The organism is Streptomyces lunaelactis (assembly GCF_003054555.1).
Lineage (GTDB): Bacteria > Actinomycetota > Actinomycetes > Streptomycetales > Streptomycetaceae > Streptomyces > Streptomyces lunaelactis.
This window is the reverse complement of the sequence record NZ_CP026304.1, coordinates 4,408,445-4,421,289: the sequence shown is the minus strand read 5'-3', so window position 1 is coordinate 4,421,289 and position 12,845 is coordinate 4,408,445. Positions and strand designations below refer to the sequence as shown.

The 12,845-nt window shown below is 70.3% G+C and carries 15 protein-coding genes; 7 read left to right on the top strand and 8 right to left on the bottom strand.

Annotated elements, in window-relative coordinates; translation table 11 throughout:
• Positions 1–65 precede the first annotated feature (65 nt).
• From SLUN_RS20300 to SLUN_RS20290, 3 genes are read right to left on the bottom strand one after another with little or no spacing between them, the layout of a single operon-like run.
• Complete coding sequence (locus SLUN_RS20300) at positions 66–722, bottom strand: TrmH family RNA methyltransferase (protein WP_108150338.1); 657 nt, start codon at positions 720–722, stop codon at positions 66–68.
• On the bottom strand, positions 719–1,909 hold the full coding sequence (locus SLUN_RS20295; protein WP_108150336.1) for an HTTM domain-containing protein: 1,191 nt from the start codon (positions 1,907–1,909) through the stop codon (positions 719–721). Before SLUN_RS20295 ends, SLUN_RS20300 begins: the two co-directional genes overlap by 4 nt.
• A complete protein-coding gene (locus SLUN_RS20290; RefSeq protein WP_108150334.1) occupies positions 1,906–2,751 on the bottom strand; it encodes a DUF5819 family protein in 846 nt (281 codons plus the stop codon). The genes SLUN_RS20295 and SLUN_RS20290 overlap by 4 nt, the downstream gene beginning before the upstream one ends.
• Before the next feature lie 113 nt (positions 2,752–2,864).
• Here SLUN_RS20290 and paaA point away from each other — a divergent pair, with 113 nt between their 5' ends.
• The 6 genes from paaA (at position 2,865) to SLUN_RS20260 (ending at position 7,818) form a co-directional block, all read left to right on the top strand.
• Positions 2,865–3,830 carry a 1,2-phenylacetyl-CoA epoxidase subunit PaaA gene (gene paaA, locus SLUN_RS20285; RefSeq protein WP_108150332.1) on the top strand — a complete coding sequence of 322 codons (966 nt, stop codon included), beginning with the start codon at positions 2,865–2,867 and terminating at the stop codon, positions 3,828–3,830.
• On the top strand, positions 3,827–4,117 hold the full coding sequence (paaB, locus tag SLUN_RS20280) for a 1,2-phenylacetyl-CoA epoxidase subunit PaaB (RefSeq protein ID WP_108150329.1): 291 nt from the start codon (positions 3,827–3,829) through the stop codon (positions 4,115–4,117). Before paaA ends, paaB begins: the two co-directional genes overlap by 4 nt.
• A complete protein-coding gene (gene paaC, locus SLUN_RS20275) occupies positions 4,114–4,830 on the top strand; it encodes a 1,2-phenylacetyl-CoA epoxidase subunit PaaC (protein ID WP_108150326.1) in 717 nt (238 codons plus the stop codon). The genes paaB and paaC overlap by 4 nt, the downstream gene beginning before the upstream one ends.
• Complete coding sequence (gene paaD / locus SLUN_RS20270) at positions 4,824–5,402, top strand: 1,2-phenylacetyl-CoA epoxidase subunit PaaD (protein ID WP_108150324.1); 579 nt, start codon at positions 4,824–4,826, stop codon at positions 5,400–5,402. The genes paaC and paaD overlap by 7 nt, the downstream gene beginning before the upstream one ends.
• A complete protein-coding gene (locus tag SLUN_RS20265; protein WP_108150322.1) occupies positions 5,403–6,458 on the top strand; it encodes a 2Fe-2S iron-sulfur cluster-binding protein in 1,056 nt (351 codons plus the stop codon).
• Positions 6,459–6,618: 160 nt separating this feature from the next.
• Entirely contained in the window at positions 6,619–7,818 is a 1,200-nt protein-coding gene (locus SLUN_RS20260) for an acyl-CoA dehydrogenase family protein (RefSeq protein WP_108150320.1), read from the top strand.
• Between the two features lie 15 nt (positions 7,819–7,833).
• Here SLUN_RS20260 and SLUN_RS20255 read toward each other — a convergent pair whose 3' ends face one another.
• The 4 genes from SLUN_RS20255 to SLUN_RS20240 form a co-directional block, all read right to left on the bottom strand.
• The gene (locus SLUN_RS20255) at positions 7,834–8,178 is read right to left on the bottom strand and encodes a rhodanese-like domain-containing protein (protein ID WP_108150319.1); all 345 of its coding nucleotides are present in this window, start codon (positions 8,176–8,178) and stop codon (positions 7,834–7,836) included.
• 65 nt (positions 8,179–8,243) lie between these two features.
• The gene (locus SLUN_RS20250) at positions 8,244–9,077 is read right to left on the bottom strand and encodes a J domain-containing protein (protein ID WP_108150317.1); all 834 of its coding nucleotides are present in this window, start codon (positions 9,075–9,077) and stop codon (positions 8,244–8,246) included.
• Positions 9,078–9,110: 33 nt separating this feature from the next.
• Entirely contained in the window at positions 9,111–10,634 is a 1,524-nt protein-coding gene (locus SLUN_RS20245; protein ID WP_108150315.1) for a DUF2252 domain-containing protein, read from the bottom strand.
• Between the two features lie 176 nt (positions 10,635–10,810).
• Complete coding sequence (locus SLUN_RS20240; RefSeq protein ID WP_108150313.1) at positions 10,811–11,161, bottom strand: winged helix-turn-helix transcriptional regulator; 351 nt, start codon at positions 11,159–11,161, stop codon at positions 10,811–10,813.
• 109 nt (positions 11,162–11,270) lie between these two features.
• Between SLUN_RS20240 and SLUN_RS20235 the strand changes: the two genes are divergently transcribed.
• Positions 11,271–11,885 carry an FMN-dependent NADH-azoreductase gene (locus tag SLUN_RS20235; protein WP_108150311.1) on the top strand — a complete coding sequence of 205 codons (615 nt, stop codon included), beginning with the start codon at positions 11,271–11,273 and terminating at the stop codon, positions 11,883–11,885.
• Between the two features lie 226 nt (positions 11,886–12,111).
• Here SLUN_RS20235 and SLUN_RS20230 read toward each other — a convergent pair whose 3' ends face one another.
• Positions 12,112–12,747: a response regulator transcription factor gene (locus tag SLUN_RS20230; RefSeq protein ID WP_108154848.1), complete on the bottom strand. Its 636-nt coding sequence runs from the start codon at positions 12,745–12,747 to the stop codon at positions 12,112–12,114.
• Positions 12,748–12,845: the final 98 nt, after the last annotated feature.

Here is a 12,845-nt window from a genome sequence, read left to right as displayed (position 1 = left end):
GCCGTGGCCCCGAGGGTGACTTGGGGCCACGGCATCATTTACGCGGGCCGCGGGACGCACCTTCCCTACGGGGAGGGGATCTCCGCGTACCGCTGCACCCACGCGTGCATCGCGATCGCCGCCGCCGCGCCCGCGTTGATCGAGCGCGTCGAGCCGAACTGCGCGATCGAGCACACCATCGTCGCGTGCTTGCGCGCCTCCTCCGTCAGTCCGGGCCCCTCCTGCCCGAAGAGCAGCACGCACCGGCGCGGCAGCTCCGTGCGCTCCAGCGGCACCGCACCCGGCAGATTGTCGATCCCGATGATCGGCAGATCCTCGGCCGCGGCCCAGGCAGTCAGCGACTCCGTGTCCGGGTGGTGCCGAACATGCTGATACCGGTCGGTGACCATGGCCCCGCGCCGGTTCCAGCGCCGTCGGCCCACGATGTGGATCTCCTTCGCCAGGAAGGCATTGGCGGTGCGCACCACCGAACCGATGTTGAAGTCGTGGCCCCAGTTCTCCACGGCCACATGGAATCCGTGCCGCCGTGTGTCCAGGTCGGCGACGATCGCCTCACGCGTCCAGTACCGGTACTGGTCGACGACATTGCGCCGGTCGCCTTCCGCGAGCAGCTCGGGGTCGTACCGCTCGTCCTGCGGCCATGGCCCCGGATGCGGCCCTACGCCGACCTTGTCCGCGCCGTAGCCGTCGTCGTACTGAATCGATTCTTCGGTGGTGCTCACCCGACGAGCGTACGGGGCTGATCCTGGCTGCCCCGCCGCTGCTCCGGCACCACGTCCGCCTTCGAGCGCACCCGGTCCCGACCCCGCACGGCCCGCCCGCCGAGCCAGACCAGGAACGCGGTCGGCAGGAACACCGCGTCGGCGGCGATCATCGCGAGCGAGAAGAAGGGCAGGCCGAGCAGCACGGCGATGCCCGCGTGCTCCAGCATCATCGCCACCAGCAGGACGTTCTTGACCCGCCGGTTGAAGAGTGTGAAGGGGAAGGCGACCTGCACGATGACCGTGCCGTAGGTCAGCACCATCACCATCAACCCGCCCGAGGCGAGGAGGTCGGAGAGGGCCGGCCAGGGCGTGAAGTAGTCGAGCTTGAGCGGGTAGTAGAGCGCGGTGCCGTCCTGCCAGCGCGAGCCCTGGATCTTGTACCAGCCGGCGGTCGCGTAGATCAGACAGACCTCGGCCATGATCACGACGAGGGCGGCGTTGTGCGTGAGGTTGGCGAGAACGTCGAGCAGGGTGCGCGGCTCGCTGTTCGGGGCGTACCGGCTCACCATCCACCAGAGGCCCTGCGCGACCCACAGCAGCCAGACAACCAGCAGGACGAGCCAGCCGGTCTGGTTCAGGAACGTGGCGATGACCAGGCCGCATCCCAGCACCAGCCACAGCGCGGGGCCGACCCGGTCGCGCGGCGGCACTCCCGGCACAGCGTTCGCACGCGCCGCGCGCCGTGCGTCCAGCGACCAGACCTGAGCGCAGCGCGTGAGGACCAGATACATCGCCATCAGATGGATGACGTTGTCGCCGCCGTCACCCATGAAGATGGAGCGATTCTGCAGCGACAGCACACCGATCATGAAGATCACGGACATGGCGCGGGTACGCCAGCCGAGCATCAGCAGCACGCTGGACAGCACGGCGGCGCCGTACACGATCTCGAACCAGAGAGTGTTGTCCGACCACATGAGCGCGGTGAAGGCGTCATTGCCCGAGATGAGCCGCCGCCCCATGTCCCAGCTCCACGGGCCGTCGGGCCCGTACATCTCATGGCGGTTGGGCAGTTCACGCAGGAGGAAGAGCAGCCAGGTGGCGGCGAAGCCGATCCGGACGACGGCGCTCTGGTACGGGCCGAGGGCCCTGGAGGTGAAGCGCTGGACGGTGCGGGCGACCTTGCCTTCGACGGGTTGGGTCACTTGCCGGCCTCCGTACGACCGTTACGGACTTGCCCGGGCAGATCCGCTGTGGTCACCGTCCACCACGGCAGCGCTCGGAAGGCCGGGCGGGTGTCGGTCTTCTCCTCGCTCCACTCCGGGGCCTTGACCGAGCGGGTGGACGACCTGAGCTGGATGCGCTCGACCGGGCCGCCCAGGTCGTGCCCCTCGAGGCGCAGCATCACGATGCGGCGGATGTAGCTCTCGGAGAGCTGGCCGCGGAGGCCGTTCGCGCGGTTCTCGTTGTCGTGGGAGTTCACGTAGAAGTCCCAGCCCCGGCGGAGCTCGTTCTGCTGGACATGGCTGGGGAGGAGATTGCCGCGGATCGCCTCGCCGTCCTCGCCGGTGAGGTCGATCCAGTCGGTGCGCTTGCGGCCGCCGTCGGGGCTGGTGACCTCGGCCCTCGCCTGCACGGCGACGTTCTGCTGGAGCGGGTTGGGGGCGAAGAGCTTCCAGTTCTGTTCGAACTCGGGGTAGACCCAGCCGTCGACCGCTTTGCCGTAGTGCTTGGTCACGGTGTTGGAGGGGGCGACGTGCAGAAAGACCATGGCCAGGTGGACACAGGCGAGTACGCCGATGATCGCGAGCGAGACGGCGGCGGCCACCTGGTAGGGGAGCGAGAGCGCCGCTATGCCACCGGTGGGGGCGGGCTCGCGCTGGTGTCCCGGCCCGGGCTGCGGCCGTACCTCGCCCGGGGGCTGTGACACGGACAGGGCATCGGGCGGGGATCCGGGCTGGTCAGAGGGGCCAGGGGCGTGCTCGGGCGGCGGCCCGGAGCTCGTGCCCCCGGCGCGTTTGACGTCCTCGTCCTCGTAGGAGTCCATCCCGCCCCGATCCCCCTCGGTCAAGCTCGGATATCCACAGGGTTGACACCCTACGGGCCGTCGACTCACCATTGAAGTCAATGAACCGAACGATCGGTCGGTAGGGAGCTCGGATGACGGCAGTGACTGCGGATGCGTACGAGGCGGTTTTTGACGCCGCCGTTGCCGCCGACGAGCGCATCGAGCCGCGCGACTGGATGCCGGACGCCTACCGGGCGACGCTGGTTCGCCAGATGGCCCAGCACGCCCACTCCGAGATCATCGGCATGCAGCCGGAGGCGAACTGGATCACGCGAGCCCCCTCGCTGCGGCGCAAGGCGATCCTGATGGCCAAGGTGCAGGACGAGGCGGGCCACGGGCTGTACCTGTACAGCGCCGCCGAAACCCTGGGCACGAGCCGCGAGGAGCTGCTCGACAAGCTCCACGCGGGCCGTCAGAGGTACTCCTCGATCTTCAACTATCCGACCCTGACCTGGGCCGATGTCGGCGCGATCGGCTGGCTGGTGGACGGCGCCGCGATCACCAACCAGGTGCCGCTCTGCCGCTGCTCCTACGGTCCGTACGCCCGCGCGATGGTCCGGATCTGCAAGGAGGAGTCCTTCCATCAGCGGCAGGGGTACGAGCTGCTGCTCGCCCTCTCCCGTGGGACGTCCGCCCAGCACGAGATGGCGCAGGACGCGGTGGACCGCTGGTGGTGGCCGTCGCTGATGATGTTCGGCCCGCCGGACGACGAATCGTCGCACTCGGCGCAGTCCACGGCCTGGAAGATCAAGCGGCACTCCAACGACGAGCTGCGTCAGCGCTTCGTGGACATCTGCGTCCCGCAGGCCGAAGCCCTCGGGCTCACCCTCCCGGACTCCGACCTGCGGTGGAACGAGGAGCGGGGTCACCACGACTTCGGCGCGATCGACTGGGCCGAGTTCCAGGAAGTCCTCAAGGGAAACGGCCCCTGCAACGAACAGCGGATAAGCCAGCGCCGCCAGGCGCACGAAGAGGGCGCCTGGGTCCGTGACGCGGCCGCGGCGTATGCCACCAAGCACCAAGCGCAGCACGTGAAGCCCGGGGAGGCGACGGCATGAGCAGCTCGACCGACTGGCCGCTGTGGGAGGTCTTCGTGCGCTCGCGCCGCGGGCTGTCCCACACCCACGCGGGAAGTCTGCACGCCCCCGACGCGCAGATGGCCCTGCGCAATGCCCGCGATCTCTACACCCGGCGGAACGAAGGCGTCTCGATCTGGGTGGTGCCGTCCACGGCGATCACCGCGTCCTCGCCCGACGAGAAGGACTCGTTCTTCGAGCCGGCCGGCGACAAGCCCTACCGCCACCCGACCTTCTACGAGATCCCGGAAGGAGTGAAGCACCTGTGACGACCACGGTGAATGCCGCCGCACTCGCCCTCGGCGACGACGCCCTGGTGCTCTCGCACCGGCTGGGGGAGTGGGCGGGTTATGCGCCCGTGCTGGAGGAGGAGGTCGCCCTCGCCAATATCGCGCTGGACCTTCTGGGCCAGGCGCGGGTGCTTCTCTCCCTCGTCGGTGACGAGGACGAGCTGGCGTATCTGCGCGAGGAGCGGGCCTTCCGCAATCTCCAGCTGGTCGAGCAGCCGAACGGCGACTTCGCGCACACCATCGCCCGCCAGCTCTACTTCTCCGTCTATCAGCGACTGCTGTACGGCCGACTGGCTGCCGGGGAAAGTGAGTTCGCCGGGCTCGCGGCGAAGGCGGTCAAGGAGGTCGCGTACCACCAGGACCACGCCGAGCAGTGGACCGAGCGCCTGGGCGACGGCACGGCCGAGAGCCATGAGCGGATGCAGCGGGCGTGCGATGCGCTGTGGCGGTTCACCGGCGAGATGTTCCAGCCGGTCGAAGGGCTGGACATCGACTCGCAGGCGCTGCAGAGCAGTTGGCTGGAGTCGGTAACCGCAGTCCTGGAGCGGGCGACGCTGACCGTGCCCGACGGGCCACGGTCCGGCGGATGGGCGGCGGGGGCCGGGCGGCAAGGTCTGCACACCGAGTCCTTCGGGCGGATGCTCGCCGAGATGCAGCATCTGCACCGCAGTCACCCGGGGGCGTCATGGTGACCGACGTGACCCAGCCGCCCGTTGTCGAAGCGGGGGCCGGCACCCGGACCGACGCCGGGACCGGGGCTGCTGCCCGGACCGGGGCCGAGACGCGGCTCGAGGCGGAGCTGCGCAGGCTCGCCGGCTCCGTGCCCGACCCGGAGCTGCCGGTGCTGACCCTGGAGGAGCTCGGTGTGCTCCGCGGCGTGCAGCTCCTCGGGCCCGGCAGGGTCGAGGTCGAGCTGACCCCCACCTACACCGGCTGCCCGGCGATCGAGGCCATGACCTCGGACATCGAGCAGGTGCTCCACGACCACGGGATACCGGACGTCTCGGTCGTCAAGGTGCTGTCCCCGGCCTGGTCGACGGACGACATCAGCGCGGAAGGGCGTCGCAAGCTCGCCGAGTTCGGGATAGCGCCGCCCCGCCCTCACGCGGCGGACGGACCGGTACTGCTCACGCTCTCCGTGCGCTGCCCGCAGTGCGGCTCGACCGACACCGAGCTGCTGAGCAGGTTCTCCTCCACCGCGTGCAAGGCACTGCGCCGCTGCGTCGCCTGCCGTGAACCGTTCGACCACTTCAAGGAGTTGTAGATGTTCCATCCGCTCCGGATCAGCGAGGTCGAACAGCTCACGGACGACTCGGTTGCCGTCACCTTCCAAGTGCCGCCCGAGCTGCGGGAGACCTTCCGCCACACGCCCGGCCAGCATCTGGCCCTGCGCAGGCTCGTACAGGGCGAGGAGATCCGCCGTACGTACTCGATCTGTGCCCCGGCCGCCGCAGCCGACGGTGATCCGGTACTGCGCGTGGGCATCCGGCTGGTCGACGGCGGCGAGTTCTCGACGTACGCGCTCAAGGAGCTCACCGTCGGCGACACCGTCGAGGTGATGCCCCCGATGGGCCGGTTCCTCCTCGCGCCGCGTCCCGGATATTTCGCGGCGGTGGTCGGCGGCAGCGGTATCACCCCGGTGCTGTCGATGGCGGCGACGCTGCTGGCGCGTGAGCCTGAGGCCCGGTTCTGTCTGATGCGCAGCGACCGCACCGCGGCCTCCACGATGTTCCTGGACGAGGTCGCCGACCTCAAGGACCGCTTCCCTGACCGCTTTCAGCTGGTCACCGTGCTCTCCCGGGAGGAGCAGCAGTCGGGTCTGCCGTCCGGACGGCTGGACAAGGAGCGGCTGACGGCACTGCTGCCCGCCCTGCTTCCGGTGGCGGATGTGGACGGCTGGTTCCTGTGCGGCCCCTTCGGCCTGGTCCAGGGCGCCGAGCGCGCGCTGCGCGGGCTGGGGGTTGACCGGAGCCGTATCCACCAGGAGATCTTCCATGTCGACGACGGAACGGCACCCTCCCCGGCGCCGGTAGCCGCGCCGGCCCACGCCGCACTCACCGCGACCCTCGACGGCAGGTCCGGCAAGTGGCCGGTGCAGGAAGGGGAATCGCTGCTGGAGACGGTGCTGCGGAGCCGCTCGGACGCGCCGTACGCGTGCAAGGGCGGAGTCTGTGGCACCTGCAGAGCCTTCCTGGTCTCGGGCGAGGTCCGCATGGACCGGAACTTCGCGCTGGAGCCGGAGGAGACCGATGCGGGCTATGTGCTCGCCTGTCAGTCCCATCCGGCCACCCCGGAAGTGGAGTTGGACTTCGACCGCTGACACCACGACACCCGCGACGTCCACCGGTGACGACGGCCGACGGCCGACGCGCCTCGGTCCACGCTGTGTTCTTTTCCAAGAACCTGTTCTATCTTGACGGTCCGTCAGATAGGGATTCTGCGCGGATCCAGGCAGGACCGGTGCGCGGGAGGACAGGGCAGTGGACTTCACCTTCACCGAGGAACAGCAGGCGGCCGTAGAGGCGGCGAAGGCGGTCTTCTCGGGCGTCGCCCCCGACGGAGTGCCGAGCCCCGCGCTCACACCGGGCGCGGTGGCCGAGGAGTTCGACCGGCCGCTGTGGGCCAAGCTCGCGGACGCCGATCTGCTGAGTCTGGTCCTCGCACCGGAACACGGCGGGGCAGGTCTCGACCCCATCGCGCTCTGCCTTGTCCTGCGCGAGTCCGCGAAGGTCCTCGCACGAGTCCCCCTGCTGGAGACGAGCGCGGTCGCCATGGCCGTAGAGCGGTACGGCAGCGCTGAATTGGGGGACGAGATCCTCCCCCGCGTCGGCCGCGGCGAGCTGGTGCTCACCGTCGGGGCCAACGGCCGCACCGGCCATGACCCCGCCGAGCTGGCCGTCACCGCCCGCCGGGATGACGGCTCCGGCTCCGGCGTCGATTCCGGGACAGGGGCCGGGACAGGGGCCGTGGCCGGCTGGGTGCTCGACGGGGTGCAGACGGGCGTGCCCTGGGCCCAGTCCGCGGACCGTATCGCCGTGCCGGCACACACCGATGAGGGCCGCGCCGTGATCGCCCTCGTCCCCCGGGATCAGGAAGGTCTCGCTCTCGCCGAGCAGATCTCCACCAGCGGCGAACGCTTCGCCGAGGTCAGCCTTGAGTCCGTACGGATCGACGCTCGCGAACTCATCGACGCCGAGGGCGCCTGGGAGTGGCTGCGCCAGCTCCTCGCCACCGGGACCTGCGCACTCGCGCTCGGGCTCGGCGAGGGCGTGCTCTCCATGACGAGTGAATACACCGGCAAACGCGAGCAGTTCGGCTTCCCTGTCGCGACCTTCCAGGCCGTCGCCGTTCAGGCAGCCGACCGCTACATCGATCTGCGCGCCATGGAAGCGACCCTCTGGCAGGCGGCCTGGCGGCTGGCCCCCTCACACAGCAGCGCGGGAGTCGGCGGACCTTTGCCCGTCTCCGGCGATGTCGCGGTGGCGAAGATCTGGGCCTCGGAAGGCGTACGCCGGGTCGTCCAGACCGCGCAGCATCTGCACGGCGGCTTCGGCGCGGACACCGACTACCCGCTGCACCGCTACCACGCGTGGGCCAAGCAGCTCGAGCTCTCTCTCGGCCCGGCCGCGGCCCATGAGGAGGCCCTGGGCGACCTGCTGGCCGCCCACCCCCTCGGTTGAGCCCGGCCTAGCAGCTCACAGGACGGAGGCCGGGCTGCCGTTGTCGGTCACCATCGGGCGCCCGGCGCCGTCCCAGGCGAGCATGCCGCCCTCGATATTCACGGCGTCGATGCCCTGCTGCACCAGATACTGGGTGACCTGCGCGGAGCGGCCACCGACCCGGCACATCACAAAGGCCCGGCGCCCGTCGGCCAGCCCTTCGGTCACCTCGCCGAAGCGCGCCACGAAGTCGCTCATCGGAATGTGCAGCGCGCCCTCGACATGCCCGGCCGCCCACTCGTCGTCCTCCCGGACGTCCAGCACCAGGCCGTCGGACGGTACCGCCGCGGCGTCCACCGAGGGCAGCGGGACGAAATTCATGGGTCATGCCTTCTCTCGTACGTGCGCGGCAGGGCTCCCCGGTCTCTGGAGGAACCTCAGAAAACCTACTGCACCAGGCCGGACAGTTCCGCCTCGCGCTCGGCGACCTGCGCCAGCAGCTGCTCGGCGATCTCCTCCAGCAGCCGGTCCGGGTCCTCGGGAGCCATCCGCAGCATCGCTCCGATAGCGCTCTCCTCCAGCTCCTTGGCCACCGCGGTCAGCAGCTCCTTGCGCTGCGACAGCCACTCGAGCCGGGCGTAGAGCTCCTCGCTCTCGCTGAGCTGCTGCTCGGGAGGTACGGGCCCGGCCGACCACTCTTCGGCCAGCTCCCGCAGCCGCTCCACGTCACCGAGCCCGTACGCGGCGTTCACCCGCGTGATGAACTCGTCCCGCCGCGCCCGCTCCGTCTCGTCCTGGGCCAGATCCGGATGCGCCTTGCGAGCCAGCTCGCGGTAGAGCTTGCGCGCCTCTTCGCTCGGCCGCACCCGCTTCGGCGCCCGCACGGGCTGGTCGGTGAGCATTGCGGCGGCCTCCGGGGACAGGCCGTCGGAGTCCATCCACTCGTGGAAGAGCTCGTCGACGCCGGGCATCGGCATCACCATGGCCCGCGCTTCCTGCGCCTTGCGCAGATCCTCCGGGTCACCGGTGGCGGCGGCCCTGGCCTCCGCGATCTGCGCGTCCAGCTCGTCCAGTCGCGCATACATCGGGCCGAGCTTCTGGTGGTGCAGCCGGGAGAAGTTCTCCACCTCCACCCGGAACGTCTCCAGCGCGATCTCGAACTCGATCAGCGCCTGCTCGGCCGCGCGCACGGCCTTGTCCAGCCGGGCCTCGGGCCGCGTCGGCGCGTCCTGCTCTTCGTCGTTCCGGGTCGTCGGCCCCCCGGGCGCATCCTGGGTCACCCGTCCAGCCTACGGGCGCGGGGGAGCACCCCGTCACACCCCCAGCTCAGCGGCTATCCGCCCGTTCTTGATCGCCGCTACGAGCTCCTCGTGGTCCGCCTCTGTACGATCCGCGTAGGTCGTGGCAAAGCCGGCCACCGCCTCGTCCAGCTCCTCGCTCTTGCCGCAGTAACCGGCGATCAGCCGCGGGTCGGCGCTGTGCGCGTGCGCCCTGGCCAGCAGCGCGCCCGTCATCCGTCCGTAGTCGTCGACCTGGTCGGGCGCGAGCGCCGCCGGGTCCACGCTGCCCTTGCGGTTCCTGAACTGCCGCACCTGGAACGGCCGTCCGTCCACCGTCGTCCAGCCCAGCAGGATGTCGCTGACCACCTGCATCCGCTTCTGGCCGAGCACCACACGGCGCCCCTCGTGCTCCACATCCGCCACCGGAAACCCGGCGGCCGGCAGATACGGCAGCAGCGCCGAGGCCCGCGCCTCCTTCACCTGCAGCACCAGCGCATCGCCCCGGTGGTCGAGCAGCAGCACCACATACGACCGGGTCCCTACGCTGCCGGTCCCCACCACCCGGAACGCCACATCGTGAATCGTGTAGCGCGCGAGCAGCGGCAGCCTGTCCTCCGACACCGTGCGCAGATACTCACCGAGTGAGGCGGCGACGGCCGCCGCCTCCGAGTCCGGCACCCGCCGCAGCACCGGCGGGGCGTCCACAAAGCGCCGGCCGTCGGCGGCGGAGCCGCTGCCGGAGACAGCCTCGGTCGCCTTGGCGGCGAAGCGCGCGCTCGTGTTGTTACGCGCCTTCTCCGAGACCCGCTCCAGAGTGCCCAGCAGATCGCGCGCGTCCGTGTGGGAGACGAGCTCCTCGTCGGCGATGGCGTTCCACGCGTCCAGCGACGGCAGCTTCGCGAGCAGACGCATCGTGCGCCGGTACGCACCCACCGCGTCGAACGCGGCCGCCCGGCAGACGGTTTCGTCCGCCCCCGCCCCCCGCCCCGCCAGCACCAGGGACACCGCGAGCCGCTTGACGTCCCACTCCCACGGGCCGACAACGGTCTCGTCGAAGTCGTTCAGGTCGATGACAAGGCGGCCGCGCGCATCGCCGTACAGCCCGAAGTTCGCCGCGTGCGCGTCACCGCAGATCTGCGCGCCGACCCCCGTGACGGGCGTGCCCACCAGGTCGTGGGCCATCAGCCCGGCCGAGCCGCGCAGAAAGGCGAAGGGTGAGGCCGCCATCCGGCCCACCCGTATCGGAGCGAGCTCCGGCACCCGGCCCTGGCTGGACTCCTCGACGGCCTCGACGGCACCTGGCCGCTCCACGGCGAGCACCAGCGAGTCGTGCGAGGAGCGCGGGACCCGGTCCCGCAGCGCCTTGCCCGCCTCCTTCGGCGACCGCGCGGCATCCGATGTGCCAGGCGTCCCGTCCGCCGCACGCCGCGCCCCGAAGCCAGGCACCACCGGAATGCGGCCACCGCCCACGGCGGTCCCGCCCACCTCGGCCCCGTCCGTCCGGACACCACCGGACTCCGGTCGCTGCACCGGCATCACCGTCTCAGCCTCGCTCATGACGCGCAGCCTCCCCCGTCGTCGTACAACATCAACATCAGCCGTCATTGACCGTACCGCCGCTGCCCGACAGTCGTCTCCCCCTGTGGATAACGTGGAAGCGACTCCGCGGCCTGCGAGGATCACTCATCCGGGCACCCAGGCCGCGCCCGGACGACCACCCACCGCGTCCAGAGTCAGCAGCCGCCCTCGTCGCTCTGCGCCAAGTGGGTCTCCGCCCACAGCGCCAGCTCCTTGAGCGCGGGCTCCATCGCCGCCCCCGCCTCGGTCAGCCGGTACGCGACCCGCAGCGGCGGCCCTTCGTCGACCTCGCGCACAACCAGACCCGCCGCCCCCAGCTCGGTCAGCCGGTCCGACAGCATGCGCTCACTGATACCGGGGATGGCCCGCCGCAGCTCCGCGAAGTGCACCGCACGCTGCATCAGTACGGAGACGATCGGCCCGGTCCACCGCTTGCCGAACAGCTCAAAGACGCGCGAGATGCCCCCGTCGACCTTCTTGCACGACTCTTCGCTGTGTTCAGCCATGCCCCCAGAGTACTGGGCCAACGCCAGGGACTTACGAAAGATAAGGAACTATGCTATCCATAGGTGCATACGGAATCTCAGTTACCCACTGCCCCCTTGGAGCACCCTCATGGCCACGCTGCTGCACATCGACTCCGCCGTCTTCCCTCAGGGCTCGGCCTCCCGCGACATCACCGCCGCGTTCGTCCAGGCCTGGCAGGAGCAGCACCCCGAGGGCAAGGTCGTCTACCGCGACCTCGCTGCCGAGCCCCTGCCCCACCTGGACTTCGCTGCCGTATCCGCGGGCGTCGACGACGCACTGCGCGCCGAGCTCGCCGCCGAGCTCGAAGCGGCGGACGCCGTTCTGATCGGCGCGCCGATGTACAACTTCACGATCCCGTCCACCCTCAAGGCATGGCTGGACCAGGTGATCGTCGTCGGTCACAACGCGGGCGTTCCCGACAGCCCGGTGGCCGGTACCCCGGTCACCGTTGTCGCCAGCCGCGGCGGCTCATACGCCCCCGGCACTCCGCGTGAGGACTTCGAGTTCGTGCAGAACTACATGGAGAAGGTGCTCACCGGCATGCTCGGTGCCGAGGTCGACTTCATCGTTCCCGAGCTGACGCTGGCCCACTCCAGGCCCGAGATGGCGGAGTTGATCCCGCTCGCCGAGGCCTCCCGGACCAAGTCGCTGGACGAGGCCTCCGAGAAGGCCAAGGCCCTGGCCGTGCGCTTCGCCGCCTGACCCCAGACAGCGCACACACGGCACACGAACGCTCGCGGGGGATACGCCTCCGCGGGCGTTTCACGTGAAACAGGCACGCGGATGTTCCACGTGAAACGTCGCTCGCACGCAGCCCCGCCTCGGCTCCCACGCCGGCCCCGCTCGCGCCCGCCCCCGCCTCTGCCCCGGCCTCAACCTCGGTCCGAGCCCCGGCCCAAACCCTGACCTCGGACCGGGCCCGCCACCCTCACAACCCCGCGTCACGCGCCAGCAGTGCCGCCTGCACCCGGTTCTCGCACTCCAGCTTCGCCAGGATCCGGCTCACATACGTCTTCACCGTGGCCTCGCTCATATGCAGCCGCCTCCCCGCGTCCGCGTTGGACAGCCCCTCCCCGAGCAGCGCCAGCACCTCACGCTCCCGCCCGCTCAGGCCGGCCACACGCGCCCGCGCCTCCTCACCCCGCGCCGCCACGCGCCCCGAGGCCAACTGGTCCACCACATGCCGGGTCGCTCCGGGTGAGAGATACGCATCCCCCGCGGCCGCCGCCCGGACCGCCCGGATCAGCTCCGCGGGCGCCGTGTCCTTCAGCAGAAACCCGGCACCCCCGTACTCCAGCGCCCGCAGTACGTTCTCCCGCTCGCCGAAGGTCGTCAGTACGATCACCCGCGCCGTCGGCGTCGCCCTGCGCAGCTCCCCCAGGGCGGTGAGCCCGTCCATCACCGGCATCTGGATGTCGAGCAGCACCACATCGACGCCGTGTGAACGTGCCAGGTCTACCGCCTCACGCCCGTTCGCCGCCTCCGCCACGACCTCGATCTCGCGGTCCGAGGTGAGGATCATCCGGATCCCGGCTCTGATCAGCGGCTCGTCATCCGCGATCAGCACCCTGATCGCCGTCCCACGCCCACCCGCCGCCGGCAAACCCGCAGATCCCGGCACTCCTGTCGGCCCCGGCACTCCTGTCGGCCCCGGCACACCCG

Excerpts from the sequence above, each read along its gene's own strand:
- SLUN_RS20290 (WP_108150334.1), bottom strand. The coding sequence starts at position 2,751 with ATGGACTCCTACGAGGACGAGGACGTCAAACGCGCCGGGGGCACGAGC.
- paaA (WP_108150332.1), top strand. The coding sequence starts at position 2,865 with ATGACGGCAGTGACTGCGGATGCGTACGAGGCGGTTTTTGACGCCGCC.
- paaB (WP_108150329.1), top strand. The coding sequence starts at position 3,827 with ATGAGCAGCTCGACCGACTGGCCGCTGTGGGAGGTCTTCGTGCGCTCG.
- paaD (WP_108150324.1), top strand. The coding sequence starts at position 4,824 with ATGGTGACCGACGTGACCCAGCCGCCCGTTGTCGAAGCGGGGGCCGGC.
- SLUN_RS20265 (WP_108150322.1), top strand. The coding sequence starts at position 5,403 with ATGTTCCATCCGCTCCGGATCAGCGAGGTCGAACAGCTCACGGACGAC.
- SLUN_RS20255 (WP_108150319.1), bottom strand. The coding sequence starts at position 8,178 with ATGAATTTCGTCCCGCTGCCCTCGGTGGACGCCGCGGCGGTACCGTCC.
- SLUN_RS20245 (WP_108150315.1), bottom strand. The coding sequence starts at position 10,634 with ATGAGCGAGGCTGAGACGGTGATGCCGGTGCAGCGACCGGAGTCCGGT.
- SLUN_RS20240 (WP_108150313.1), bottom strand. The coding sequence starts at position 11,161 with ATGGCTGAACACAGCGAAGAGTCGTGCAAGAAGGTCGACGGGGGCATC.
- SLUN_RS20235 (WP_108150311.1), top strand. The coding sequence starts at position 11,271 with ATGGCCACGCTGCTGCACATCGACTCCGCCGTCTTCCCTCAGGGCTCG.